The organism is Ruegeria lacuscaerulensis (assembly GCF_013031245.1).
Classification (GTDB): domain Bacteria; phylum Pseudomonadota; class Alphaproteobacteria; order Rhodobacterales; family Rhodobacteraceae; genus Ruegeria; species Ruegeria lacuscaerulensis_C.
The window spans coordinates 41,111-64,749 of record NZ_WPZL01000023.1; the positions used below are offsets into that span (position 1 = coordinate 41,111).

Annotated in this window: 17 protein-coding genes; 7 read left to right on the plus strand and 10 right to left on the minus strand. The window is 56.8% G+C overall.

From position 1 onward, the window contains the following. Window positions 1-91: 91 nt before the first annotated feature. The 6 genes from GOX66_RS19595 to GOX66_RS19620 all read left to right on the plus strand — a co-directional run bounded on the left by GOX66_RS19595 (window position 92) and on the right by GOX66_RS19620 (window position 8,588). Window positions 92-1,141: a sugar ABC transporter substrate-binding protein gene (locus tag GOX66_RS19595; protein WP_214652701.1), complete on the plus strand. Its 1,050-nt coding sequence runs from the start codon at window positions 92-94 to the stop codon at window positions 1,139-1,141. Window positions 1,142-1,308: 167 nt separating this feature from the next. Beyond that, entirely contained in the window at window positions 1,309-2,841 is a 1,533-nt protein-coding gene (locus GOX66_RS19600; protein ID WP_170764730.1) for a sugar ABC transporter ATP-binding protein, read from the plus strand. A gap of 12 nt (window positions 2,842-2,853) precedes the next feature. Next, window positions 2,854-4,014, plus strand: coding sequence for a sugar ABC transporter permease (locus GOX66_RS19605; protein WP_214652705.1), 1,161 nt, complete (start codon window positions 2,854-2,856; stop codon window positions 4,012-4,014). Window positions 4,015-4,096: 82 nt separating this feature from the next. Beyond that, a complete protein-coding gene (locus GOX66_RS19610) occupies window positions 4,097-5,164 on the plus strand; it encodes a substrate-binding domain-containing protein (RefSeq protein ID WP_170764732.1) in 1,068 nt (355 codons plus the stop codon). A gap of 57 nt (window positions 5,165-5,221) precedes the next feature. Beyond that, window positions 5,222-6,205 carry a carbohydrate kinase family protein gene (locus tag GOX66_RS19615; protein ID WP_170764734.1) on the plus strand — a complete coding sequence of 328 codons (984 nt, stop codon included), beginning with the start codon at window positions 5,222-5,224 and terminating at the stop codon, window positions 6,203-6,205. 34 nt (window positions 6,206-6,239) lie between these two features. Then, window positions 6,240-8,588, plus strand: coding sequence for a glycoside hydrolase family 65 protein (locus tag GOX66_RS19620; RefSeq protein ID WP_170764736.1), 2,349 nt, complete (start codon window positions 6,240-6,242; stop codon window positions 8,586-8,588). 51 nt (window positions 8,589-8,639) lie between these two features. Here the strand turns inward: GOX66_RS19620 and GOX66_RS19625 are convergent, their stop codons facing one another. Beyond that, entirely contained in the window at window positions 8,640-9,797 is a 1,158-nt protein-coding gene (locus GOX66_RS19625) for a sugar-binding transcriptional regulator (protein WP_170764738.1), read from the minus strand. A 138-nt stretch (window positions 9,798-9,935) separates the two neighbouring features. On the opposite strand from GOX66_RS19625, the gene GOX66_RS19630 reads away from it, so the two are divergent. After that, window positions 9,936-10,598: an HAD family hydrolase gene (locus GOX66_RS19630; RefSeq protein ID WP_170764741.1), complete on the plus strand. Its 663-nt coding sequence runs from the start codon at window positions 9,936-9,938 to the stop codon at window positions 10,596-10,598. A 147-nt stretch (window positions 10,599-10,745) separates the two neighbouring features. On the opposite strand, the gene GOX66_RS19635 is transcribed toward GOX66_RS19630, so the two are convergent. The 9 genes from GOX66_RS19635 to GOX66_RS19675 all read right to left on the minus strand — a co-directional run bounded on the left by GOX66_RS19635 (window position 10,746) and on the right by GOX66_RS19675 (window position 23,479). Continuing rightward, window positions 10,746-13,376 carry a nitrate reductase gene (locus GOX66_RS19635; protein ID WP_170764743.1) on the minus strand — a complete coding sequence of 877 codons (2,631 nt, stop codon included), beginning with the start codon at window positions 13,374-13,376 and terminating at the stop codon, window positions 10,746-10,748. After that, a complete protein-coding gene (gene nirD, locus GOX66_RS19640) occupies window positions 13,376-13,708 on the minus strand; it encodes a nitrite reductase small subunit NirD (RefSeq protein ID WP_170764745.1) in 333 nt (110 codons plus the stop codon). Before nirD ends, GOX66_RS19635 begins: the two co-directional genes overlap by 1 nt. Next, entirely contained in the window at window positions 13,705-16,137 is a 2,433-nt protein-coding gene (gene nirB, locus GOX66_RS19645; protein WP_170764747.1) for a nitrite reductase large subunit NirB, read from the minus strand. Before nirB ends, nirD begins: the two co-directional genes overlap by 4 nt. A gap of 5 nt (window positions 16,138-16,142) precedes the next feature. After that, on the minus strand, window positions 16,143-17,843 hold the full coding sequence (locus tag GOX66_RS19650) for an ABC transporter ATP-binding protein (RefSeq protein WP_170764749.1): 1,701 nt from the start codon (window positions 17,841-17,843) through the stop codon (window positions 16,143-16,145). Window positions 17,844-17,848: 5 nt separating this feature from the next. Further along, the gene (locus GOX66_RS19655; protein WP_170764751.1) at window positions 17,849-18,934 is read right to left on the minus strand and encodes an ABC transporter permease; all 1,086 of its coding nucleotides are present in this window, start codon (window positions 18,932-18,934) and stop codon (window positions 17,849-17,851) included. Between the two features lie 90 nt (window positions 18,935-19,024). Further along, window positions 19,025-20,392 (minus strand): CmpA/NrtA family ABC transporter substrate-binding protein, encoded by a 1,368-nt coding sequence (locus tag GOX66_RS19660; protein ID WP_170764753.1) that lies wholly within the window; start codon window positions 20,390-20,392, stop codon window positions 19,025-19,027. A 269-nt stretch (window positions 20,393-20,661) separates the two neighbouring features. After that, on the minus strand, window positions 20,662-21,837 hold the full coding sequence (locus tag GOX66_RS19665; RefSeq protein ID WP_170764755.1) for an ABC transporter substrate-binding protein: 1,176 nt from the start codon (window positions 21,835-21,837) through the stop codon (window positions 20,662-20,664). Further along, window positions 21,834-22,418 carry an ANTAR domain-containing response regulator gene (locus GOX66_RS19670; RefSeq protein WP_170764757.1) on the minus strand — a complete coding sequence of 195 codons (585 nt, stop codon included), beginning with the start codon at window positions 22,416-22,418 and terminating at the stop codon, window positions 21,834-21,836. The genes GOX66_RS19665 and GOX66_RS19670 overlap by 4 nt, the downstream gene beginning before the upstream one ends. 428 nt (window positions 22,419-22,846) lie before the next feature. Further along, complete coding sequence (locus tag GOX66_RS19675; protein WP_170764759.1) at window positions 22,847-23,479, minus strand: tyrosine-type recombinase/integrase; 633 nt, start codon at window positions 23,477-23,479, stop codon at window positions 22,847-22,849. Between the last annotated feature and the right edge of the window lie 160 nt (window positions 23,480-23,639).

Below are 23,639 nucleotides of genomic sequence, written 5' to 3' on the forward strand. Positions count from 1 at the left end.
CCGGTTAGCCGGCACCCAGCACAATTTGCGAAGCATTTAGCGTTGCCAACCCAATTGGACCGGCAGCCAAGGAACATACACTGGAGGAAATATGTCCCTTTTGCAGACCATTACCCGTAGAGCCGCCTTGCTTTCTGTCGCCGCTGTCGCACTAACTGTCGGGACAGCGTATGCAGGCGATGTCAAAATTGGCTTTCTGCTGAAAACCATGCAGGAAGAGCGCTACAAGCGTGACCGCGCCGCGTTTACTGCGAAAGCTGAGGAACTGGGCGCCGAAGTTATCTTTGATTCAGCGAACAATGACGAGCTGACCCAGCTGGCTAAGTTTGAAAACATGCTCGCCAAGGGAGCAGATGTCATCGTGTTGCAGCCGGTGAATACCGGTACTGCCGGTAGCATGGTCAGCATGGCAAACAGCGAAGGTGTGCGCGTTGTCGGGTATGACTCGATGCTTGTGGACGGGCCGCTGGATGCGATGGTGATGCAAGACAGCTGGGCAGTGGGCCGCCTGCAAGGCGAAGCCATGGTCGAATGGCTGCAGGAGAAGAACGGAGAGGTGTCCGGCAAGATCGCCCTGATTCAAGGTCAACCCGGCGACTCCAACGCGATTGCCATGAGCAGCGGTGTGTTGGAGATTGTCGAAGCGAACCCGGGGTTGGAACTGGTAACAAATCAGGCGCATGAAGGTTGGTCATCTGAGAAGGCCATGGCGACTGCGGAAAACACGCTGACCTCTAACAGCAACAGCGTCGACGCGTTTATCGCCAACAACAGCGGCATGGCCCGTGGTGTTATCGCGGCATTGGAAGCACAGGGGCTGGCGTCATCAGACAAAGTGTTTGTAGCCGGATCTGATGCCGACCTGGCCAATATCCAATATGTTGCGCAAGGCAAGCAAGCCGTTGAAATCTGGAAGCAGATTGATCCGTTGGCAGAAACTGCGGCAGAAGTGGCGGTCGCTTTGGCTGCCGATCCCAACACCGCGCCCGCAGATCTGGTCAAAGTGGACAAGGTTATCAACAACGGTTTCGCCGATGTGCCGACAATCGTGACCCCGATCACGCTTGTGACGCAGGACAACATCGATGACACGATCATTGCCGGCGGCTTCTACTCCAAGGAAGAAGTCTACGGGAACTGATCCCCGGACTATTTCCTGAAGGAGGGCGTTTCACTGTTTAGCTCCCAATGCGTGTACTCCCCGCGCGCGGCTTCATGGTGCCCTCCTTCCTTAAACCTCTCGCTGCGAATTGGCTGACCTGGTTGGGGAGTGACCGAAACACCTTTCTGATTGTGATGGGAAAAAGCATGTCTGAAGTCGTCCTGAAAATGCAGGGTATCATCAAGGATTTTCCCGGAGTTCGCGCCCTGAACAATGTCAATTTCGAAGCCCGCTCGGGCGAGCTTCTGGCGTTGATGGGGGAAAACGGAGCTGGCAAATCCACGTTGATGAAGGTGCTCAGTGGGGTTTGGCCCTATCCCACCTATGAAGGCGATATCTATTTGCGCGGTGAGAGGGTTCGCTTTGCCAACACGAAGGAAGCCGAGGCCGCCGGGATTGGCATCATTTATCAGGAACTCAATCTGATCCCCGGCTTGTCCGTAGCGGAAAACATATTTCTTGACCGACAGTTCACCGATGCCAAGGGCCGGATCAATTGGAACCAGACCTTTGCCGAAACACAGAAGCTGCTGACCGAACTGGGCATCAATGACATTCGCCCAACCGATCTGGTGCAGAACATCACCGTGGGCAAACAGCAGATGGTCGAGATCGCCAAGGCTTTGTCACTGAAGGCAGAAATCCTTGTACTGGATGAACCAACCTCGGCACTGACGGATAAAGAAGTCAAAGATCTTTTCCGCATTATCCGCAAGCTGAAAGCCGATGGCGTTTGCATGTGCTACATCTCGCACAAAATGGAAGAGATTGAGCAGATTGCCGATCGGATTGCGGTTCTGCGCGATGGTCAAACCATCGGTGAAGTAACTCCGATAGCAGATATTACACTGGATCAGATTATCGCCCGAATGGTTGGGCGCGACATCAAGGACATGTTCCCCAAGATCGATTTCACTCCCGGTGAAGTGACTCTGGAAGTCAATGATCTTTCCGTTACGAACCCTGACTTGCCCGGCAGCTATCTGGTTAAGAACGCCAGTTTCGTTGCGCGCAAGGGCGAGATCCTGGGTATTTCCGGACTTATGGGCGCGGGTCGGACCGAATTGGTTGGCGGCGTATTCGGAGCCTATCCGGATCAGACCACCGGTGAGGTCAAGTTGAATGGTCAAAAGCTGAACATCAAGTCACCGAAAGACGCAATCGATGCTGGCATCGCCCTGCTGACAGAGGATCGTAAGGCGTTGGGTCTGTTTCTGGACAAATCCATCTCATTTAACACGACGATTTCGTCGCTTGAAACGATCAGTTCGAAAGTTCTGGGCATCATCAACACCCAGCAAGAGCGCAAAGTCGTCAAGGAATATGTCGATCAGCTTGGCGTGAAAACACCGTCGATTGACACGGTTATCGGCACGCTCAGCGGCGGGAATCAGCAAAAGGTCATTCTGGGTAAATGGCTGAATTCGCGACCGGATGTGTTCATCCTGGACGAACCCACGCGCGGGATCGATATCGGTGCCAAGGTCGAGATTTACAAGCTGCTGAACGAACTGGTTCAGCAGGGTGTCACCGTCATCATGATCTCATCAGAACTGCCTGAGGTTTTGGGCATGTGCGATCGGATTCTGGTGATGTGCGAAGGCGAGATCGTGTCGAACTTTGAACGGGACGACGCGAAGAAAGAAGCAATCATGGCGTATGCCACCGGCAGCGCATAAGGGAGGAAGCAAATGAGTGCTGACAGCAACGTTGCAGGTGTTGGCGTCAATGGCGCCAAGGAAAACCACCTGATAAACTTCATCAAGGACAACGCGACACTGATTGCGTTGATCGTGCTTGTCGTCGGGCTCAGCTTTGCCGACGACGCGTTTTTTACCGCGCGGAACCTAAGCAACCTGTCCCGTCAGGTTACTATCATCGGGATCATTGCCGTTGGCATGACCATGGTTATCCTGATTGCCGGTATTGATCTGTCCGTTGGCTCTGTCGTCGGGTTATCCGCGGTGGTCTGCACGCTCATGATGCAATGGGGTGTGCCGACAATATTGGCGGTGCCTGCAACCCTTTTGATCGTGGGTGTCGGAATAGGTCTGTGGAATGGGTTCTGGATAGCCAAGTTCAACATACCACCATTCATCATAACCCTTGGAATGCTGACTATCGCACGCGGTTTGGCACTGACCCTGACCAATGGCAGTTCTGTACCGGTAACGAGTAATGTGTTTCCATTGATTGGTGGGGCTTACATCCCGCCGACGATGTCCAGTATCGTGCTGATCGTGTGTGCTGCGCTTGCTGTTTATTCGATATTCCGAGACGTTCAACAAAGCAAAGCCCACGGCGTCGAAGTGAATACACAGGAGCTGCTGGTCAACGGGGCCGTAATGATTGGTGGTTTTGCTTTGGCCTTCCACGTGTTCACCAGCTACAAAGGTATCCCCGTTCCTGTCGCGATCTTTGCAGTCATTGCGTTCGCCGGAATCTATACGCTGAACAGTACCCGTTTTGGTCGCCGCCTCTATGCGCTTGGCGGCAACGAGGATGCTGCACGCCTGTCCGGCATAAACGTCGTGCGCACCAAGATGGTTGTCTACACAGTCATTTCGGTCCTGTCGGCCCTGGCTGGTATCATCCTGGCCTCGCGTCTGAACGGTGCCTCGCCCAATCTTGGAACGATGTTCGAACTCGACGCGATTGCGGCTGTTGTTATCGGCGGCACCAGTCTGGCCGGTGGCTCGGGCAAGGTGAGTGGAACCATTATCGGTGCCTTGTTGATCGGCGTCCTGAACAACGGCATGAGCCTACTTGGGGTGGTTACGTTCTATCAGCTGATCATCAAGGGCCTGATCATCATCCTCGCCGTATGGTTCGATGTAATGCAGAAAAAATAAAGCTGCAGGCCTGCCCCCGGTCACACGCACCGGGGGCACGCCAAAATCCCCGAAATCTTGAATGACAGTTGGGAGGTGAGCGATGGTACCGTCCATTCTAGCAACCTTACGCACAAATGGCCTCAGAGCTTTGGGTTTGGCCGGCCTTCTATCCGCATCCCTGCCTATGATAGCGGCAGCGCAGGACAACGCCACAATTGGGTTCCTGCTCAAGACCATGCAGGAAGACAGGTACCAGACAGACAAATCTCTGTTCATCGCACGCGCGGAATCCCAAGGTGTTGATGTGATCTTCGACAGCAGCGGCAATGATCCATTGCGCCAGTTACAGCAGGTCGAGGAAATGCTGGAACTGGGAATAGACGTTCTGGTTCTGCAACCTGTCAACACTGCAACCGCTGGCGCCCTTGTTGATCTGGCCCACGATCAGGGCGTTAAGGTCGTCGGATATGACTCGATGCTGCAGGACGGACCGCTTGACGTCATGGTCATGCAGGACAGTTGGGCTGTTGGGCAGTTACAGGCCGAAGCATTGGTCGACTGGCTGAACGACACCCGCGGAGAGGTCAAAGGCCGCGTCGCCCTGATCCGGGGCCAGCCCGGTGATGCCAATGCCGAAGCGCTCAGCAGTGGTGTGTTGAAAGTTATTGCCGATCATCCGGGCCTCGAACTTGTTGCAGATCGCAGCCACGTGGACTGGTCTCCGGATATGGCCAGAGACACTGCCGAAAGCCTTCTGGTCGAATATGACAACGACATCGATGCATTCATTGCCAATAACAGCGGACTCGCTTTCGGGGTTTTGGCGGCATTGTCGGATGAGGATCTGGCATCGGCTGATCAGGTCTTTGTTGCCGGGTCGGATGCTGATCTGAAAAATGTTCAGATGGTCGCCAACGACATACAGGCGCTGGAAATCTGGAAGCAAATCAAACCTCTGGCCTATGAGGCGGCGGATATTGCTGTGAAAATAGCGCTGTCTCCAGACACGGGAATTGGTGATTTGATCGGAGAACATACGCTGATCGACAATGGTTACGCGGAAATTCCGACAGTAATCACCCCTGTCTTTGCGGTCACAAAAGAAACGATCGACGACACGGTGATTCAAGGTGGGTTCTACACCAGCGAACAGATCTATCAGAACTAAAGCTGCTATAATCATCAAACCCGGCGGCAAAACAGCAAAAGTAATCAAGGGACCGAAATGTCTGACAAGATCAACGTCGCAGTCCTTGGCCCGATCCCAAGGGACAACATCACCAGCTACCAGGGTGAAAAATTCAAGAAATTCGGCTGCGCGGTTTACACGGCAGTCTGCATGTCCTCGCTGGCCGGTCCGGGATCGCGGATCAACGTCGTCAGCCATGTGCGCAGGTCAGATGTCGACAATGTTCGCAACTTGTTGTCTGAGTTTCCGTATCTGGGTGTCAGCCATGTTACCGGTGATGCAGATCAGGGTGCCGTGATCGATCTGGTCTACGTGGACCAGAACCATCGCAACGAGAAGCAAACGGGTTTCATGAACCCGATCCTGCCCGAAGACATCGAAGACCTGATGGATTGCGAGGCTTTCGTTTTCGTTCCGATCACGGATTTCGAGGTTCCGCTGGAAACGATCCGATACATCAAGGCCAACAGCGATGGTCTGGTTGTATTTGATGCGCATGGTCCCACCAGCGGGTGTTCAGCCCATGGCGAACGGTATCATAAATTCTGGATCGATAGAGATCGCTGGCTTCCGCATATCGACCTTCTAAAGATGAATTTGGAGGAGGCTCAATGCAGTTGGTTCAAGGGAGAATACGGCTCTGACGAACTGCAGGACATAAGCGAACTCACGATGGATCAGTTGCCCAAGTTCGCCCAACACTGCCTGGATCTGGGCGTCAAGGCGCTCTACGTCACGCTGGATCAACACGGCTGCGCCGTCTACCACAAGGACGCGAATGGACGGATGCGGGAGCATCTGGTCAAGCGGGTGCTTGTCGAGGATGTAGTCGACACCACCGGTTGCGGTGACAGCTTTGCTGGTGGCTTGGCCTTTGGCTACCTCAAGACACGCGATTTCGTCAAAGCCTGCCAGTTCGGCAACTGTGCCGGGGCGCAGCGCTGCTCGAGCAGCGAGTTGGATGTCTACGGATCACTGGAAGAAACCGAACGTCAGATTGCCGAAACCTACGGCGACTGAATTACCCGAAATATCACCCGAATGGAGCCCTGACATGCAGACAATGCTGAGCAGTAGCGACTGGCTGATCGAAGAAACCCAATTCAATCTGGATGAAGCGAACTTCAAGGAGACCATTTTCACGGTCGGCAACGGCTATCAGGGCACACGCGGCTCACTGGAAGAGGGCCACAAGGGTGAGCTGTCTGGCACCTATCTGGCCGGTGTTTACGATCATCATGACTCGACAGTGATCGATCAGGTCAATGTGCCTACCTGGCTGCCGCTTCGGGTCCGTGTCGAAGGTGAAGTTCTGGATGTCCAAACGTGTAAAGTGGTCGAACACAAGCGCGTGTTGGATCTGCAGACCGGAATTCTCCACCGAGATACGGTGTTTGAAGATAGCAAAGGCCGTCGCACTCGCATCACCAGCATCCGCTTTGCCAGTTTTGCCGATCAGCACATCTGTGGCATTCGCCTGACGGTTACGCCTGAGAACCACTCCTCGGAGATCACTGTCGAAAGCGCCCTTGATGCCCACCGATACAATCTGGACCGCCTGCCAGCTTATCAGGGAAACCCTGACTTCCACCCCGAGGTCAAATGGGAAAAGTGGGCCAAAAGCAGACACCTGAAGGTGACTCAGTCACATGCAAGCAGCGATGCGTCCTATATCGAAGCTTTGACACTGGACACTGGCATTTCGATTGGCATGGCGTCTGCCTTGAATTGTCCTGCCTTCAGCGAGTTCAAAGTCGCAAACCGTGGCTATGAGCAGGTTTCACAAACCGTTTCTGTCGAGGCGCTCAACGGGCAAAGTCTGACTTTCGAAAAGCTGGTGTCGATTTATACATCGCGAGATCTGAACGGCGCAGAATTGGCGGCCAAGTGCGAAGCCTCCCTTGAGACCGCGCATGCCAAGGGGTTTACCGCCTGTCTGAGCGAAAGCGCCGCAGCCTGGCGCGAAAAATGGGACGCCTGTGATTGTGTGGTGACGGGTGATCCAGAAGCAACGCGCGCAATGCGATTCAACATCTATCATCTGCTGATTGCCGCAAACGAAAACGACCCGCGCGCGAACATCGGCGCCAAGTCCATGTCAGGCGAGGGGTATAAAGGGCACGTTTTCTGGGATACCGAAATTTTCCTGCTGCCCTTTTATATCTTCACGCAGCCGGAGACGGCCAAAGCCCTTCTGAAATACCGTTACAACACGTTGAACGGCGCACTTGAAAACGCCCGAACGAATGGGCTTAAGGGCGCACAGTACGCTTGGGAATCCGCTGATACCGGAGTTGAGACAACGCCAAAATGGACAGCGGACGGTGCCAACCGGATCTGGACCGGTGAAGAAGAAATCCACGTCAGCGCTTGTGTGGCTTATGGCATACTCAGTTATGTCGCGGCGACGGGTGATCACGACTTCCTTCGCGATTTTGGCGCGGAAGTTCTGTACCAGACCAGCCGGTTCTGGATCAGTCGGCTGGAATGGAACGGCACCAAGGATCGGTATGAGCTGACCAGCGTGATCGGGCCGGATGAGTTTCACGAACATGTCGACAACAACACGTTCACTAACCGAATGGCGAAGTGGCATCTGGAGCAATCAGTGCGGGTCTTCAGAGAACTCAGTGAAACCTCAACACCGGCTTATGACGAGCTTCTGGAACGATTGGGATTGACGGGGAGCGAAGTAGCCCAGTGGGTCGAAACCGCTTCGAAAATCTATGTTCCCTTTGACCCCTCTCGCAATCTTATCGAACAGTTCGAAGGATACTTCCAGCTCAAGGACATTCCCATCACCGAATGGGACAAAAACCGTATGCCCGTCTATCCAGAGGGGCATGACCACTTCTCACTGAACGGTTCAATGCTGCTAAAGCAGCCGGACGTTATCATGTTGAACTATCTCTTGCCTGACGAGTTTTCAGACGAGGTCAAAGCGGCAAACTACGCGTTTTACGAAGAACGCACGATGCACAAGTCGTCGCTGAGCCCGGCTATTCACTCGATCATGGGGATCGAAGTCGGCGACATTTCTTCGGCGCATCGCTATTTTGAACGCTCTGCCTTTGTAGATCTGGTCAACAATCAGGGTAACACGCAGGACGGGATGCATATCGCTTCGGCCGGTGGTACCTGGCAGTCGCTTGTTTGTGGATTTGGCGGGGTCCGGGTCAAGTACGGCAAGATGACGTTCAAACCCTGGCTGCCCGAGGCATGGTCCGGAATCCGGTTTAACCTGAAATGGAAGGGGAATGACGTCGTGGTCGCGATTTCCCACGACGAGTACCGGTTTGAGCTCATCGCTCCGTCCGGCACTAAAGAAATTATCGAGGTAATGGGGCATCCCGTTACTTTGATTGCAGGAGAGAAAGTGGTCGTCGCGCCGCAGCCAGCGTGACGCCCAGGCAATTTTCGCAGGTATCGATCAAGGTTTGCCGAGGTGATGCAGTCAGTCTGCAAGAGCCTCGGCAATGCGCGTGTGCAGTTGTTCCGACGCTGCGTGATCAATGAGCAATTCGTTGACAAGCCCTCGGGTGATCAGTTCGAATACCGTATCACCTCGCTCCTTCTGAATCGCGACGACCACAACACCACTTTGATCAGGATCGTCAAATGCCCGATCTGCGATGGCCTTGATATGTTCTGTTTTGATCCCGGTCCACAGCCCGTTCAGTTCGTCAATCAGGTCCATCTTGGCCTTTGAAATCCCGGTTCTCGGGATCAAAATGCCGCCAAGGTCCCCGACAACCAATTGCCGAAGATCATCAGCCCTTAACCCGCCTGCCTGAACCAGCTCTTCAAAACTGCCCAGAACTGGAGTGCTTGAAGACCCAACACTGGAAATCAGCATATCCATTTTATCAATCAGCGCGTCAGGCCCCGAAAACACGCGGTGAAATCCTGGGGTGTCAGAGATGTACTGCCAGATGGAACGGCGCATGGTCTCATCATAGTGACGGGGTATGTATGCTGGAAAACCAGTGAGCTGAGGGCTATCCTCCGGCTGTTCGTTAAATAACTCATCAAACGTTCCGGCAAGCCGGCTGGCCGAATATCCATGCTGAGCCAGTGACATCAATTCTGCGCAAACCGCTGCAAACTCTGTCTTTTGCGACTTATCAATGGGCTGCCTTGAGGCTGCAATCCCTTCTGCCAGGGACTTGATTGTTCGACCCCACGCAACGCCGATGACGTTCGATTTCTCAATCAGTTCTATCAATCGCCCGGATGCGGTTCGTCCAAATCTGGTACGGCGCTGTGAAAGCGCAGCTTCGGTGTTCCCCGGGCCGCTTTCAAACACCCCAAGCCGGGGCGGTCTGAGGTTGTTCCTGGCGCAATATCGTTTCAGATCAGAATTAAGCCCTGAAGGAGCCAGCAATTCGTCCATCTGGGCAATCCACTCGTCTGAGAATTGTTCTTTGACGAAGCGTTGTTCGATGACCAGGTAGTTTTGGCGCTCAGCATGTTTCAGCAACCGCGATACGTGTGGTTGAGACAGGCCTCCAAGAATGGTCCCGATCTCCACCTGTGACATGTTGTGCGTTGCGCGCATATAGGCAGCGCACTGGGCGCGTTCTTCGAATGGAAGTTTTTTAACGTCAATCATTTGTTTCAACATTGTCCGGTAACGGAAGCTTGGCAGCGTGAATAATTATGCCAGATAAACATTCACATGCCAGCCGATTGAAGAAAATTCCCTACATGCTACGTGTTTCTGGCACAGGCTCGAACCAGGAGATTCAGCATGCCGACCAAAGGACTTATCTTTGACCTCGATGGTGTTTTAGTCGACACCGTACCGGCGCATTTTGCGGCCTGGAAACGCATGTTCGAAGAATACGGGTATGAGTTTGGTAGGGCGGAATACAGACGGCTTGTAGACGGACGCCCACGTTTTGACGGCGCGCGCGCGGTCATGACCTGGCATACGGAAAATGAAGTCAGATCCGCCGCAGACAAAAAAAATGACTATTATGTTGAAATGATCGAGCGAGGCAAATTTCGTGTGTTCGATGCTGCTGTGCGCCTGGTTAGACAATGCCAGTCAGAGGGTTACGGGCTGGCGGCCGCTTCCAGCAGCGCCAATGTCCGAGCCGTTCTTGAAAAAGCTGGTTTGTTGGATGCCTTTCCAGTTGTTATCGGGGGCGATGATGTCGAAAAAGGAAAACCCAACCCTGATATATTTCTCACCGCCGCCAGCGGGCTGGGGCTGAAAGTGGAGGAATGTGTCGTGATCGAGGATTCCTCCTCTGGAGTCGAAGCTGCGAAAAACGGTGGTTTCTACTGTGTTGGTCTTCTTCATGAAGATCACGAGAGTGAACTAACGGCCGCGGATTGCGTAGTTTCTTCGCTGACCGAGATTGATATTGCGCAGATAGATGAAGCCAGATCTAAGTTGCCAGTTTGAGTACTGTTTAGCGATATAGAATTGGATTTCTTTGGGACGAAGAAAATTTGCTCCAAAATTTTTTGCCATATGCTTCGCGAAGCCCAAGCGGCCGCGAAGTGTGCAAAGTCGCCATTGCCACACATGGGGACAAACGAAACCAGACGTTTACTCCGTCACCTCGCGAATTTGATTGCGTAAAACCAAGGCGGCGATCTCGGGACGGCAGGAGCCACAGTTTGTGCCCGCCTCGAGCGCGGAACCGACCTGTTCCACACTCCTCAAACCGTCGGCCTCGATGGCTTCAAGGATAGTGTTTTCTCCGACATTGAAACACGAGCATAGTACCGGACCGGGGTCGGGTCGACCCTCCGGCGCGACGCCGGCCAGCGCCTCCGGCGCATCGGTGCCGGGAAGCGTTGCGAGATAGTCGCGCATCACCGCGACGGGTTCGGCCGCCACGAAAAGAACAGCACGAATCCTGCCGTTCTCGTGCAGGGCCAGCCGAGTGGTGCCGCGGCCAGTGTCTCGTAGCATTTGCAGGCGCGCCTCGGGCAGACGGAACATGGTGCGCGCGGCGGCTTCCCAGTCGTCGACAGCTGACAGCCCGGCCAGTTCGGCACGATACCCGGCTCGAGTTCGGGCAAGCGCCCAATAGTCAGTATCCGGACTCAATGCACTGTCCGAGGCCGCAAAGCCGTACCAAGCTGCCGGGAACTGTTCCAGCGATACCACGCTTGCCTTGCTTTCAGGCTGGCCTGAGACAGGATCGGTTTCTGCAGCAACCAGTGCGTTAATTCGCGCAGATGGTGCAGTTGCCGCGGTCCAGTGCATCGGCGTGAACAGTTGGCCCAGTTGCATGGCTTCGGTGATCCGCGCCCGCAGGATCGCGGTGCCGTGAGAATTGCGCAGCCGGACAAGATCCGCCGTGCCAATGCCGAGCTCTCTGGCATCCGTCGGATGAATATCGACGTAAGGCTCGGCCAGATGCGCTGACAATCGCGGCGACCGGGCGGTGCGCGTCATCGTATGCCATTGATCGCGGTTGCGCCCGGTATTGAGCCGGAACCGATGGCGAAAGTCGGTTGCGACGATTGGTGGCTTCCAGCGGACCGGTAGCATTCTTGCCTTTCCGTCGTCATGAAAGAAACGGCCATTAGCAAAGAAGCGGCCACCTTCTCGCGTTGCCGTTATCGGCCAGCGCGTCGGTGACAGCGTGTCATAGGCATCGTCGTCGAGATCGCTCAGCCCAGAAATGTCAAAATCACCTCCGAACCGGCCAGCGATGCCCGAAAGTGCAACGTATTCGCGGAAGATTTCGGCGGGCGTTACGTAGGAAAATTCCTTCTCCCATCCCATGCGGCGCCCAACCTCGGCCAGAATTTGCCAATCGGGCCGGGCTCTACCCGGCACTGGCAGCACGGCGCGTTGTCGGCTGATCATGCGGTCCGAGCTTGTGACCGTGCCGCTTTTCTCGCCCCAGGCAGCCGCGGGCAGCAAGACATCGGCCAGCCGGGCAGTGTCGGTCTCGGCAGTGATATCGCTGACCACTGTGAAATCGCAGGCGCCAATCGCCTCACGCACCGCATCGGCTTCGGGCATAGTGACCGCCGGGTTGGTGTGAATGATCCAGAGCGCCTTGATCCGGCCATCCCCGACCGCGCGGAACATGTCGACCGCCTTCAACCCCGGAGCATCCGGAACCGCACGGGCGGACCAGAATTCCCGGACCGCGGCCCGGTGTTCCGCATTTTCCAGATCCATATGGCAGGCCAGCATATTGGCAAGTCCGCCCACCTCACGCCCGCCCATTGCGTTCGGCTGGCCGGTCACCGAAAACGGACCACAGCCGGGCTTTCCAATCCGCCCGGTTGCCAGATGACAGTTTAAGATCGCATTGACCTTGTCGCTGCCTGAGGTCGATTGGTTTACCCCCTGACTGTAGATCGTCACCACCTTTTCAGTGCGAATCCACAAGTTGCAGAAGGCGCGCAACTGAGCCGGATCCAGCCCGGTTTCTTCGACGCGCGCATTGCTGGCGGCATCCAGAGCGGCGCGGGCGCCGGTGACATTCCCGAGGAATTCCAGATCGAGCGCCCCTTGCTCTTCGATGGAACTCAGAAGCAGGTTGAACAAAGCGACATCGCTGCCGGGATCCAGCGCGAGATGCAGATCGGCCCCGTCGCAGCTGGCGGTCCGGCGCGGATCAATCACGACGACTTTGGTACCGCGAGCCTTTCGTGCCGCCAGCAGGCGCTGATACAGCACCGGATGACACCAAGCGAGGTTGGAACCGACCAGCACCACCAGATCCGCATCTTCCAGATCCTCATAAGTGCCCGGAACGGTGTCGGCGCCAAAGGCGCGCTTGTGTCCGGCAACGGATGAAGCCATGCAAAGCCGCGAGTTGGTGTCGATATTGGCCGAGCCGATGAAGCCCTTCATCAGCTTATTGGCAACGTAGTAATCCTCGGTCAGCAACTGTCCCGAAACATAGAATGCCACACTATCTGGCCCATGTTCCGAAATTGTCTGGCGGAACCGACCTGCAACCAGATCGAGCGCTTCGTCCCAGCCTGCGTCCCGGCCAGCGATCTGCGGGGCGAGAAGACGACCCTCGGTTCCGAGGGTCTCACCGAGCGCTGCTCCCTTGGAACAAAGCCGCCCGAAATTCGCCGGGTGGTCGGGATCGCCGCGCACGTCGAGCCCCCCCTGTCCGTTCCCGCGCAGCAGTACACCGCATCCAACGCCGCAATAAGGACAGGTCGAACGGATCTCGGGCAGCGCACTTCCGTCCATCAGGCGGCACTCCTTTTTCCGAGGAGCGTACCGTCCAGCAGCACCCGGCCAGCCTCAATCTGCACCGGATAGGTCTCGATCCGGCCTTCATCAGCCCCCTGCGCCTCGCCTGTGTTCAGATCGAACACCCAGTTGTGCAGCGGGCAAGTCACACGCTGGCCGTGGATAATGCCTTCGCTCAGCGGCCCGCCCTTGTGGGGGCAGCTGTCCGACGCGGCATAGATCTCTGCCTCGTCTGTGCGGAAAAGCGCGATGCAGCCAACCGGGGTCTTCACGACGCGGGCGCCCCGCAGGGGGATGTCGTCGATTGACGCGATGTCGATCCAACTCATTCTGCTGCCTCCAGGGTAAGATCGGCAAGGGGCGCATAGGTTTGCGCCTTTTCGGCCTCTTCGGCCCAGGGGTCCTTGCGATAAACGGATTGCGACAGTTCGAAACGCTCGACCAACGCCTTGCGTTCTTCGGAGTTGTCGACGACGCGTTCGCGCACCCAGTCCAGCCCCACTTTAGCGACCCATTTATAGGCGCGGTCGAGGTATTTAGCATTCTCGCGGTAAAGCTGGACGAAGGCGATAGTCATCTCGACCGCTTCTTCCTCGGTTGCGACATCCGCCAGTCGTTCGGTCTCTTTCACGTCCATGCCGGCTGCACCCGCAACACCCACCTGATAGCCGCTGTCGACACAGATCACGCCCACATCCTTGCAGGTCGCCTCGGCGCAGTTGCGCGGGCAGCCCGAGACTGCGAGCTTGACCTTGTGCGGCGTCCAGCTACCCCAGAGTGCGCGTTCCAGCTTGATCCCCAGACCGGTCGAGTCCCGCGTTCCGAACCGGCAATGATCCGTACCGACGCAGGTCTTTACCGTTCTCAAACCCTTGGAATATGCATGGCCCGACACCAACCCAGCACGGTTCAGATCGGCCCAGATATGGGGGAGATCTTCGCCCCGGACACCCAGCAGATCGATCCGCTGACCGCCGGTGACCTTGACCGTTGGCACCGCATATTTGTCGGCGGCATCGGCAATGGCGCGCAGTTCGGTTGAATTGGTAATCCCGCCCCACATCCGGGGCACGACGCTGAATGTGCCGTCCTTCTGGATGTTGGCGTGCTTACGCTCGTTGACAAAGCGGCTTTGCGGGTCGTCCTGGTATTCGAGCGGCCAGTCGGCCAGAAGATAGAAATTGATCGCCGGACGGCAGACATGACAGCCATTGGGCGTGGCCCAGCCCAGTTCCTGCCAGACCGCAGGCTGCGATTTCAGTTCCTTTGACTTGATCAGGCGGCGCACGTCCTCGTGGCTGAGATCGGTGCATCCGCAGATCGGCTGCGCGGTGGGCATCTGGAATTCGTCGCCCAGCGTGACCTGGAGCAACTGTTCCACCAGCCCTGTGCACGTCCCGCAGGAGGCGCTGGCCTTGGTTTTGGCCCGGATTGCCGCCAGATCGGTTGCGCCACCGCTGATCGCCTCGACGATTGTTCCTTTGCAAATGCCGTTGCAGCCACAGATCTCCGCTTCAGGCGGCAATGCTGCAACGGCTGAGAGAGGGTCCACGGAACCGCCTCCCTGATAGGCCGGACCGAAGATCAGCGTGTCGCGCATTTCCTCGATATCTGTGCCGTCCTTGATCAGCCCGAAGAACCAGTTTCCGTCGGTCGTGTCACCATACATCACCGCACCAATCAGCCGATCGTCTTCCAGCACCAGCCGTTTGTAGACCCCGCGCGCCGGGTCGCGGAAAACGATGTCCTCGCGACCCTCGCCTTCGGCGAAATCTCCCGCCGAGAACAGATCACAGCCTGTTACCTTCAGCTTGGTTGCCAACTCCTTGACCACAAAGACCTCCGGCTCGTCCAGCAGAGTCTGCGCGACCACCTTTGCCTGATCATAGAGCGGCGCGACCAGCCCAAAGAGGTGGCCGTCGAATTCCACGCATTCGCCAACCGCCTGGATATCCGGGTCGCTGGTTTGCATTTGCGCGTTCACTTCAATACCGCGGGCAACGTCGAGTCCCGCATCGGTGGCAAGCCGTGTCTCGGGCCGGATGCCCACGGCCATGACCACCAGATCGGCGTCCAAAACCTCGCCGCTTTCAAGCAGAACTGCTTCGGCCCTTTCCTCGCCAAGGATCGCCTTGGTCGAGGCCTGGGTTATCACCGTGATACCGCGCGCCTCGAGTTCTTTGCGCAGTAGGAAACCGGCAGATTCGTCGAGTTGCCGTTCCATCAGGTGGCCCATCAGGTGCAGCACCGTCACGTCCATGCCGCGTTCCTTCAGGCCGGCCGCCGCTTCCAGCCCCAGAAGTCCGCCGCCGATGACCACCGCCTTGCCGCCCTTGGCGGTGGCGTCAATCATCGCGTTGGTATCATCCAGATCGCGATAGCTGATAACATTGGGCATATCATGCCCCGGCACCGGGATGATGAACGGCGCGGAGCCGGTGGCGATAACCAACTTGTCATAGGGCACATGGCCGTTCTGCCCCTCGACCACCTTCATCTCGGGATCGATACCCACCACATGCTCGCCAAACCGGCAGGTTATGCTGCGTTCCGCGTACCATTCGTCATCATGGGTGACGATCTCTTCATATGTCTTTTCCCCCGACAGCACTGGCGACAGCATGATGCGGTTGTAATTGCCGCGCGGCTCGGCGTTGAAAAGGGTGATGTCATAGGCATCGGGGGCGGCGTCGGTCAAGTGCTCCAGCACCCGGCCGGAGGCCATACCGGCACCGATGACCACAAGTTTCTGTTTCATTTTCATTACTCCGCAGCAATGGCCTTGGCGGCCTTTTCGATCGACTGTCCGGCCTTGAGCTTAGGTTTTGCCCCGTGTTCGTACTCTTCTAGGAAGCCGAGCACTTCCTGCCGGTAAGTGTAATAATCCGGGTGTTCCAGTAACGCCTTGCGGGTACGCGGGCGCGGTAGATCGACATCGGTGATCTTTCCGATGGTGGCCTGCGGACCATTGGTCATCATCACCACGCGGTCGGCCAGTAGGATCGCCTCGTCCACATCATGGGTGACACAAATTGCGGTCACTTTGGTGCGCGACCAGACCTCCATCAGAACTTCCTGCAGCTCCCAGCGGGTCAGGCTGTCGAGCATGCCGAAGGGTTCGTCGAGAAGCAGGAGGTTCGGTGATAATGCGAAGGCCCGCGCGATACCGACACGCTGACGCATCCCGTTCGACATTGCATGGGCGGACCGGTCCATGGCGTCTGCCAGCCCGACACGTTCGAGGTAGTATTCCACCACATCCTGGCGCTCCGCGACCGAAGCGCCAGGATAGACCTTGTCGACCCCTATTGCCACGTTTTCCTTGGCGGTAAGCCAGGGGAACAGGTTCGGCGACTGGAACACCACAGCGCGTTCGGGATCGGCGCCTTCGACATGCCGGCCATCAAGCTTGATCGCGCCCTTAGAGATCGGGTTCAGACCAGCAGCCATGGTCAGCACCGTGGACTTGCCACAGCCCGAATGGCCGATCAGTGAAATGAACTCTCCGCGATTGATTTTGAGGTTGAAATCCTGGACCACGGTCAGCGGACCCTTGGGGGTTGGATAGATCTTATGCAGTTGCGAGAAATCGAGAAACCGCTCGTCGATCAGACCTTCCTGAGCCTTCTGCACTGCCTTCGGCATGTCATGAATCGGGGTCACGTTCGGCAGGATGCGCGAGCCTTCGACCTTGCCCTCGATCCCGACGTCCACCAGGTAAGACGTGACTTCGGCCCGCAACGCCTTGAAGGTTGCATCGTGGTTCATCGCCGATCGGTCGCGCGGGCGGGGAATAGCGACGGTGACAGGTGCGCCCAAAGTGCCGTCGGGGTTCAGTGGCACAATCCGGTCGGCCAGAAGGATCGCCTCGTCCACATCATTGGTGATCAGGATGCAGGTCTTTTTGTCCTGCTCCCAGATTTCAAGGATCTCGTCCGCCAGGTTTGCCCGGGTCAAGGCATCAAGCGCCGAAAGCGGCTCATCCAGCAGCAACATTTCAGGATCCATCGCCAGCGCGCGCGCCACCGACACCCGCTGGCGCATCCCACCCGACAGTTCCGCCGGGCGGCGCGCAGTGGCGTGACCAAGCCCCACCATATTGATGTAGTGAGCGGCTTTTTTTTCTTTTTCAGACTTGGGTAGCTTGGGGAACACCGCGTCAATGGCCAGCATCACGTTGCCCTGCACCGTCAGCCAGGGCATCAGCGAGTAGGACTGGAAGACCAGCCCCCTCTCGGGACCCGGCCCGGTGATCGGCTTACCTTTGAATTTGACGGATCCGGTGTCAGGCGTTTCCAGTCCCGCGATCAGGTTCATCAGTGTGGACTTCCCGGTTCCGGAAAATCCTAGGATCGCCAGGAACTCTCCATCTGCGACATCGAGCGAGATGTTCTTCAGTACCTCGGTGCGGGCCGCGCCCTCGCCGAAGCCTTTACTGACATTGTTGAACTTCAGAATGCTCATCGCGCTCACCGATTGTTCGAGAATGTAAAGAGCGACTGGAGTGCGTACATCACGCGATCCAGCAGGAAGCCAATCAATCCGATGGTCAGCACCGCGACGATGATCTTGGCCAGCGATTGCGAGGAGCCGTTCTGGAATTCATCCCAGACGAATTTGCCCAGCCCCGGGTTCTGTGCCAGCATCTCGGCAGCGATCAGCACCATCCAACCGACACCCAGACTAAGGCGCAGGCCGGTGAAGATCAGGGGCAATGCTGACGGCAGCACCAGCTTGGTTATCTTGTTGTAGGTGGACATCTTCAGGACCTTAGAAACGCTCACAAGATCCCTGTCGATCGAGGCCACACCCAACGCGGTGTTGATCAGCGTTGGCCAGAGCGAGCAGAGCGTCACCGTGATCGCCGAGACCAGGAAGGATTTAGCAAACAGCCCGTCACTGGTGGTGTAAAGCGCCGAAACGACCATGGTCACGATCGGCAGCCAGGCCAGAGGCGAAACCGGCTTGAAGATCTGTACCAGTGGGTTGATCGCGGCATTAGCGACCGGTGACAGGCCCGCCATGATCCCCAGCGGGATCGCCACAAGCGAGGCCAGAAGAAAGCCGAAAAAGACCGTTTTGATCGAGGTCCAGATCTGGTCGTAATAGGCCGGGGCACCGGTAAAAGGGATGTCTTTGACCTTGTCGGCCTTACCCTGCGTGATAAGCCGTTCGTTGCGCTTCTCGACCCGCTCGTAATGTGCAGCTTGCTTGGCAGTCTTGGCGCGGGCGTCCTCATGCAGGTTGATCACCTCCTGCCAGACCTGCGCCGGAGTGGGGATGGCGCCAAGTGAGGTCTGCACCTTGGGCGCCAAAGTTCCCCACAGAATTAGGAACGCAGCGATCGACAGCAGCGGGACCACCAGCAGGCGCCAGATTTCCCTGACCTGGGCCCCTGGATTGTCGCCGGCAGCGGCTCGAAGTATCGGGGTGATCCAGGCAAGGCCCAGAACCTGGAACCAGGAATCGGCCTTGTTGATCCGGGAGAAAAGCCGGGCGCGGCGCACTTCACGGTCGGCGTCCGGGCTCAGGCTGCTTGGGTCGATGGCAGTCATGATCATTTTCCTTGGTGGTTGGAACGAGGGCGGAAATTGCTGTTCGGAGGAATTGCACCGCCCACCGCCCTGTCTTGGGATGGGGAAGGGTTAGCCCTGCACGCCGTTTCCGGTCACAGTCTGCGCGCCCTTTAGGCCGATTGGCAGGCTCTCGAGGTATGTGTTTGGCGTTTTGCCGTTATAGGTGATGCCGTCGATGACATCTTCGGCCGGGGTCGGTGCCTTGTAACCGTCGCTGTCCCACGGGAAGTCGGCTTCGTTCACCAGGCCCTCTTCGATCAGCAGCTTGGCTGCCTCCAGATAGATCTCAGGTTTGTAGACAGACTTGGCGACCTCATCATACCAGCTGTCTGGCTTGGCCTCGGCGATCTGCCCCCAGCGGCGCATCTGAGTCAGATACCAGACGGCGTCCGAATAATAGGGATAGGTCGCGTTGTAGCGGAAGAAAACGTTGAAATCGGATACGTCGCGCTTGTCGCCTTTTTCGTATTCGAAAGTGCCGGTCATCGAGTTGGCGATCACCGCGTAATCGGCACCGACATAGTCGGAGCGGCTGAGGATTTCGACCGCCTCGGGACGGTTGGCGTTTTCGTTTTCATCCAGCCACTGCGCGGCTCGGATCAGTGCCTTGGTCACGGCCAGCGTGGTATTTGGATACTGTTCCGCGAATTCGGCGGTGATGCCGAAGACTTTCTCGGGGTTGTTCTTCCACAGTTCGTAATCGGTGATCACCGGCACGCCAATGCCCTTGAACACTGCCTGCTGGTTCCACGGCTCGCCCACGCAATAGCCCGAGATTGTACCAGCTTCGAGCGTGGCGGGCATCTGTGGTGGTGGGGTCACCGACAACAGCGCCTCGGCCCCGATCTGACCGGTCACGTTGTCCGGGCTGTAATACCCGGGGTTGATCCCACCCGCAGCCAGCCAGTAGCGCAACTCGTAATTGTGGGTCGAAACCGGAAATACCATACCCATGTTGAAGGATTTGCCGTTGGCGTTGAATTCCTCGATCACCGGCTTGAGATATTCCGCGGAAATCGGGTGTAAGATCTTACCTTCCGCATCGACGGGCAGGTTCGGTTTCATCATCCTCCAAACATCGTTCGAAACAGTGATGCCGTTGCCGTTCAGGTCCATCGAGAAGGGCGTGACGATATGCGCTTCGGTACCATAACCGATGGTCGCGGCCAGCGGCTGCCCGGCCAGCATATGCGCCCCATCCAGCGTGCCGTCGATCACGCCATCCAGCAACACTTTCCAGTTGGCCTGGGCTTCAAGCGTGACGAACAGGCCCTCGTCATCGAAAAACCCCTTTTCATAGGCAATTGCCAGCGGCGCCATGTCGGTCAGTTTGATGAACCCGAAAGTCAGTTCATCCTTTTCCAATTCCAGCATTTCGGCGAAGGCCGGGGCGGTCAGCGCCGTCGAAGCCACGAGGCTGAGGAGGAGTGTTTTCATGGTCTTTCCCTTTCGATCCGGAGCCCTTAGAGGCACGGAAAACAACAAAAGCCGCTGACGCACCTCGCCGGTAAAAAACGGCGAAGAGGTCGAGCGGCTTTGCTCAGAAAATCCCTGTCTTAGGGAGTGTCTCGGGGGCAGGCTCCGTTGCCTGCCTGTAGTTGAAACCTAAAGATCAGTTTGGTCCGCCGCCACTTTTTTCGCAGGCGCAGCATCAGTATTGCTGCATCGCAGCGAATGATTGGGCGTGTTCGCATAAAAATTAGGCATTAATGTGCAATTGGTTCAAAAATGAGCCCATCGAAGAACGCATCAGGCGGCAGAATCAGTTGCCCCCTGGCAGAGGCCACCGCGGAATCGTGGCTCAGGCTGCCTTCGACTTTCGATGAGGCACCGGGCAAATCCGCTGCTGTCGGACCAAGCGCGGCCCGGTAGAGATCGCTGCGAAACACTGTGCTTGCAATTTGGCCCGCAACATCGAGGTCGAACCCGTTGCGGCTGGCCAACTGCCGGCCGATCCATTCGGCCTGGCTGCGCCACGGGAAATTGGCTGCGCCGGCATGAAATTCAACGAACCTGGGCACTTCACGGATTTCGCCGGTCCCGCCAATTACCATCTGCCCGGTCAGTGCGCGGTCGATCAGCTCCGCAGGAACATCCAGATAATGCGGACGGGCCAGTACCTCGGCCGTCAGCGTCCGTGATACCGGATCCGCCAGCCAATGCGACGCGCGCCAGACCGCACGGATCAGCCGGTGACACAGGTCTTCGTGGTCGTTGGCCCAATTCTGGCGAGTAGCCAGTACCTTTTCCGGGGCGAAGGCCCAGATCGCCTTACCGGGCAACAGCAAGCTGCCAACCCCCAACTCAACTGCTCGTGACCCCCAGGGTTCACCGACGCAGAAAGCGTCGATCTCACCGTTCTTCAGCGCACCAGCCATCAGCGGTGGTGGCACCGTACGGATTTTGACCTTGTCCGGGGCGGTCAGCCCCAGCGCCGAAAGCCAGTAGAGCACCAGCTCGGCATGCATTGAAAACGGGAAAGGCACGCCAAGGCGCAACTCCCTGTCCATTGCCTTGATCAGCGCCTGTCCGGCGGCATGGGCGTCGCTAAAGGCAAAGTCGTGCCCCTCGCTCTTCAGACGCTCTGTCAGTTCCTGGTTGACGCCGATTACGTTGCCGTTCACCGACAAGACCGAAACTGCCGCAAGCGCCACGCCATTGCCGCCCAGCCTCAGTGCCGCTGCCACCGGCACTGGAGAAAGCATGTGGGCCGCATCCAGCTGCCCGAAACTCAGCATGTCGCGCAGAGCCGACCAGGAGGGAGCACGTTCAAGATCCAGAGACAGCCCCTCGTCACCAGCAAACCCCATTTCCTGCGCCATGATCAAGGGGGCGGCATCCACCAGCGGCATGAAGCCTACATTCAGCGACGTCACCCTCATGACAATAACGCCGCAGCTGTTACCAGCGCCTCGGCCACATCGGCCACGCGTTTGCCCTGATCCATCGCCGCCTTGCGTAGAATGGCATAAGCCTCATCCTCGCTGACATTACGGGCCTTCATGATCAGCCCTTTGGCGCGATCGATGACCTTGCGCTCTTCCAGCGCACGTTTAGTTTCGGCCAGTTCCTTTCGCATCCGTTGGAACATGCGAAACCGGGCGATCGCCGCTTCCAGCACTGGCTTGATACGCTGCGGCTGGAGCCCGTCCACCACATAGGCCGACAAACCGGCCTCGACCGCGGCAGTGGAAAGCCCCACTTCCGAGCGGTCTACAAACATCGCGACTGGGCGATCCCGCGGACCCGATGCAAGAGCAAGCTCCTCCAGCATGTCGCGGGATGGATTGGCGACATCGATCAGCACAATATCCGGATCGCGCATCTTTATTTGCCGTGCAAGGCCGGTCGGATCGGATATGATATGGATATCGCTATCGCCGGTCTCACGCAGGCTATCCACAATCCGAAGCGCTCGGTCGCGATCGGATTCCACGACAATGATTGAGAGTTTACCCTGCATGAGTCGAGCTACGGTAAATGTGTATCGTAATGTAAAGGATTGAGAGCGCTGGCCAACCATTGCGGTCAATCTTTGCCCAAAAAAAGGGCGTATTGCTGGGAAATGCCTTTGCGTTAACTTAATCGCAACACGCATAGGTTGCTTGTAGACGAAGCCTTGTGACGATGGGAACCATACGCAGGCATTTGTTCACTATCCCGCGAACGCCGGTTCCATGCCTTCCCGTTTGATTGTCGCGATCAGTATGTGCGGTTTTTTGTCGTCGAGGCAAATGTAGTGAGTTCACACTTTGTTACGCGATGCGTGAGTTCAACAGCCTCAAAATGTTGCACTTGCGGCGAATGTCCGAATAGTGGGCTGCGACCGCAGAAATCAAACGGCGTACTCAAGGTCGGCTCTGGGTCGCCCGTGAAGGCGACCCATTGGCACTATATCTCAATGGCTTCGGCGATGGCCAAAGCATCTTCGAGTTCGACGCCGAGATACCGGACTGTACTGTCCATCTTGGTATGGCCAAGCAAGAGCTGGATCGCTCTGAGGTTGCCAGTTTTCTTGTAGATTTGGGTGACTTTCGTGCGCCTCATTGAATGGGTTCCGTAGGCGCTTGCTTCAAGGCCGATCGATGTGACCCAGTCTCGAACAATCCGCGCATACTGACGTGTCGAGATGTGCAATCTTTCGTGGAATCTGCCAGGCCAGAGGTATTCTGAACCAACCATGAGTTCATCTTCCATCCATTTCCCAACAGAGGCACGGGTGCCCTCGGATATCTCGAAGCGTACAGGTTTCTGCGTCTTGCTCTGCAGTACTGAAGCGCGTTCCTTGATCTGACCCGATGACATGATATCGACCACCTTCATCTTCACCAGATCACAGCCGCGAAGCTTGCTGTCGATTGCCATGTTGAAGAGCGCAAGATCGCGATGGTTGTCTGCAAGCTCGAGGCGAACTCGGATTGCCCAGACATGTTTTGGTTTCAGCGGGCGCTTTTGACCCACGATACGGCCTTTGTTCCAGGCTGGGCGAAGTGCGCGAATGGCAGGTAAGTTTAGTGTTTCCATGACTAATCCTCCGATCCGCCTTGCCCACCCACAACGACAACCCGACGTTGACGCGATCCAATATCACAGGATGCTGCGATTGCTCCGAGGTCCTCTTAGCCCATACCGGATGAGGTGGGTGGCTCCTGCTCCACCGGCATCGAATGTGCCAAAGTGCAGT

Excerpts from the sequence above, each read along its gene's own strand:
- GOX66_RS19605 (WP_214652705.1), top strand. The coding sequence starts at position 2,854 with ATGAGTGCTGACAGCAACGTTGCAGGTGTTGGCGTCAATGGCGCCAAG.
- GOX66_RS19610 (WP_170764732.1), top strand. The coding sequence starts at position 4,097 with ATGGTACCGTCCATTCTAGCAACCTTACGCACAAATGGCCTCAGAGCT.
- GOX66_RS19600 (WP_170764730.1), top strand. The coding sequence starts at position 1,309 with ATGTCTGAAGTCGTCCTGAAAATGCAGGGTATCATCAAGGATTTTCCC.
- GOX66_RS19615 (WP_170764734.1), top strand. The coding sequence starts at position 5,222 with ATGTCTGACAAGATCAACGTCGCAGTCCTTGGCCCGATCCCAAGGGAC.
- GOX66_RS19665 (WP_170764755.1), bottom strand. The coding sequence starts at position 21,837 with ATGAGGGTGACGTCGCTGAATGTAGGCTTCATGCCGCTGGTGGATGCC.
- GOX66_RS19635 (WP_170764743.1), bottom strand. The coding sequence starts at position 13,376 with ATGGACGGAAGTGCGCTGCCCGAGATCCGTTCGACCTGTCCTTATTGC.
- nirB (WP_170764747.1), bottom strand. The coding sequence starts at position 16,137 with ATGAAACAGAAACTTGTGGTCATCGGTGCCGGTATGGCCTCCGGCCGG.
- GOX66_RS19595 (WP_214652701.1), top strand. The coding sequence starts at position 92 with ATGTCCCTTTTGCAGACCATTACCCGTAGAGCCGCCTTGCTTTCTGTC.
- GOX66_RS19660 (WP_170764753.1), bottom strand. The coding sequence starts at position 20,392 with ATGAAAACACTCCTCCTCAGCCTCGTGGCTTCGACGGCGCTGACCGCC.
- GOX66_RS19675 (WP_170764759.1), bottom strand. The coding sequence starts at position 23,479 with ATGGAAACACTAAACTTACCTGCCATTCGCGCACTTCGCCCAGCCTGG.
- nirD (WP_170764745.1), bottom strand. The coding sequence starts at position 13,708 with ATGAGTTGGATCGACATCGCGTCAATCGACGACATCCCCCTGCGGGGC.
- GOX66_RS19620 (WP_170764736.1), top strand. The coding sequence starts at position 6,240 with ATGCAGACAATGCTGAGCAGTAGCGACTGGCTGATCGAAGAAACCCAA.
- GOX66_RS19625 (WP_170764738.1), bottom strand. The coding sequence starts at position 9,797 with ATGATTGACGTTAAAAAACTTCCATTCGAAGAACGCGCCCAGTGCGCT.
- GOX66_RS19630 (WP_170764741.1), top strand. The coding sequence starts at position 9,936 with ATGCCGACCAAAGGACTTATCTTTGACCTCGATGGTGTTTTAGTCGAC.
- GOX66_RS19650 (WP_170764749.1), bottom strand. The coding sequence starts at position 17,843 with ATGAGCATTCTGAAGTTCAACAATGTCAGTAAAGGCTTCGGCGAGGGC.
- GOX66_RS19655 (WP_170764751.1), bottom strand. The coding sequence starts at position 18,934 with ATGACTGCCATCGACCCAAGCAGCCTGAGCCCGGACGCCGACCGTGAA.
- GOX66_RS19670 (WP_170764757.1), bottom strand. The coding sequence starts at position 22,418 with ATGCAGGGTAAACTCTCAATCATTGTCGTGGAATCCGATCGCGACCGA.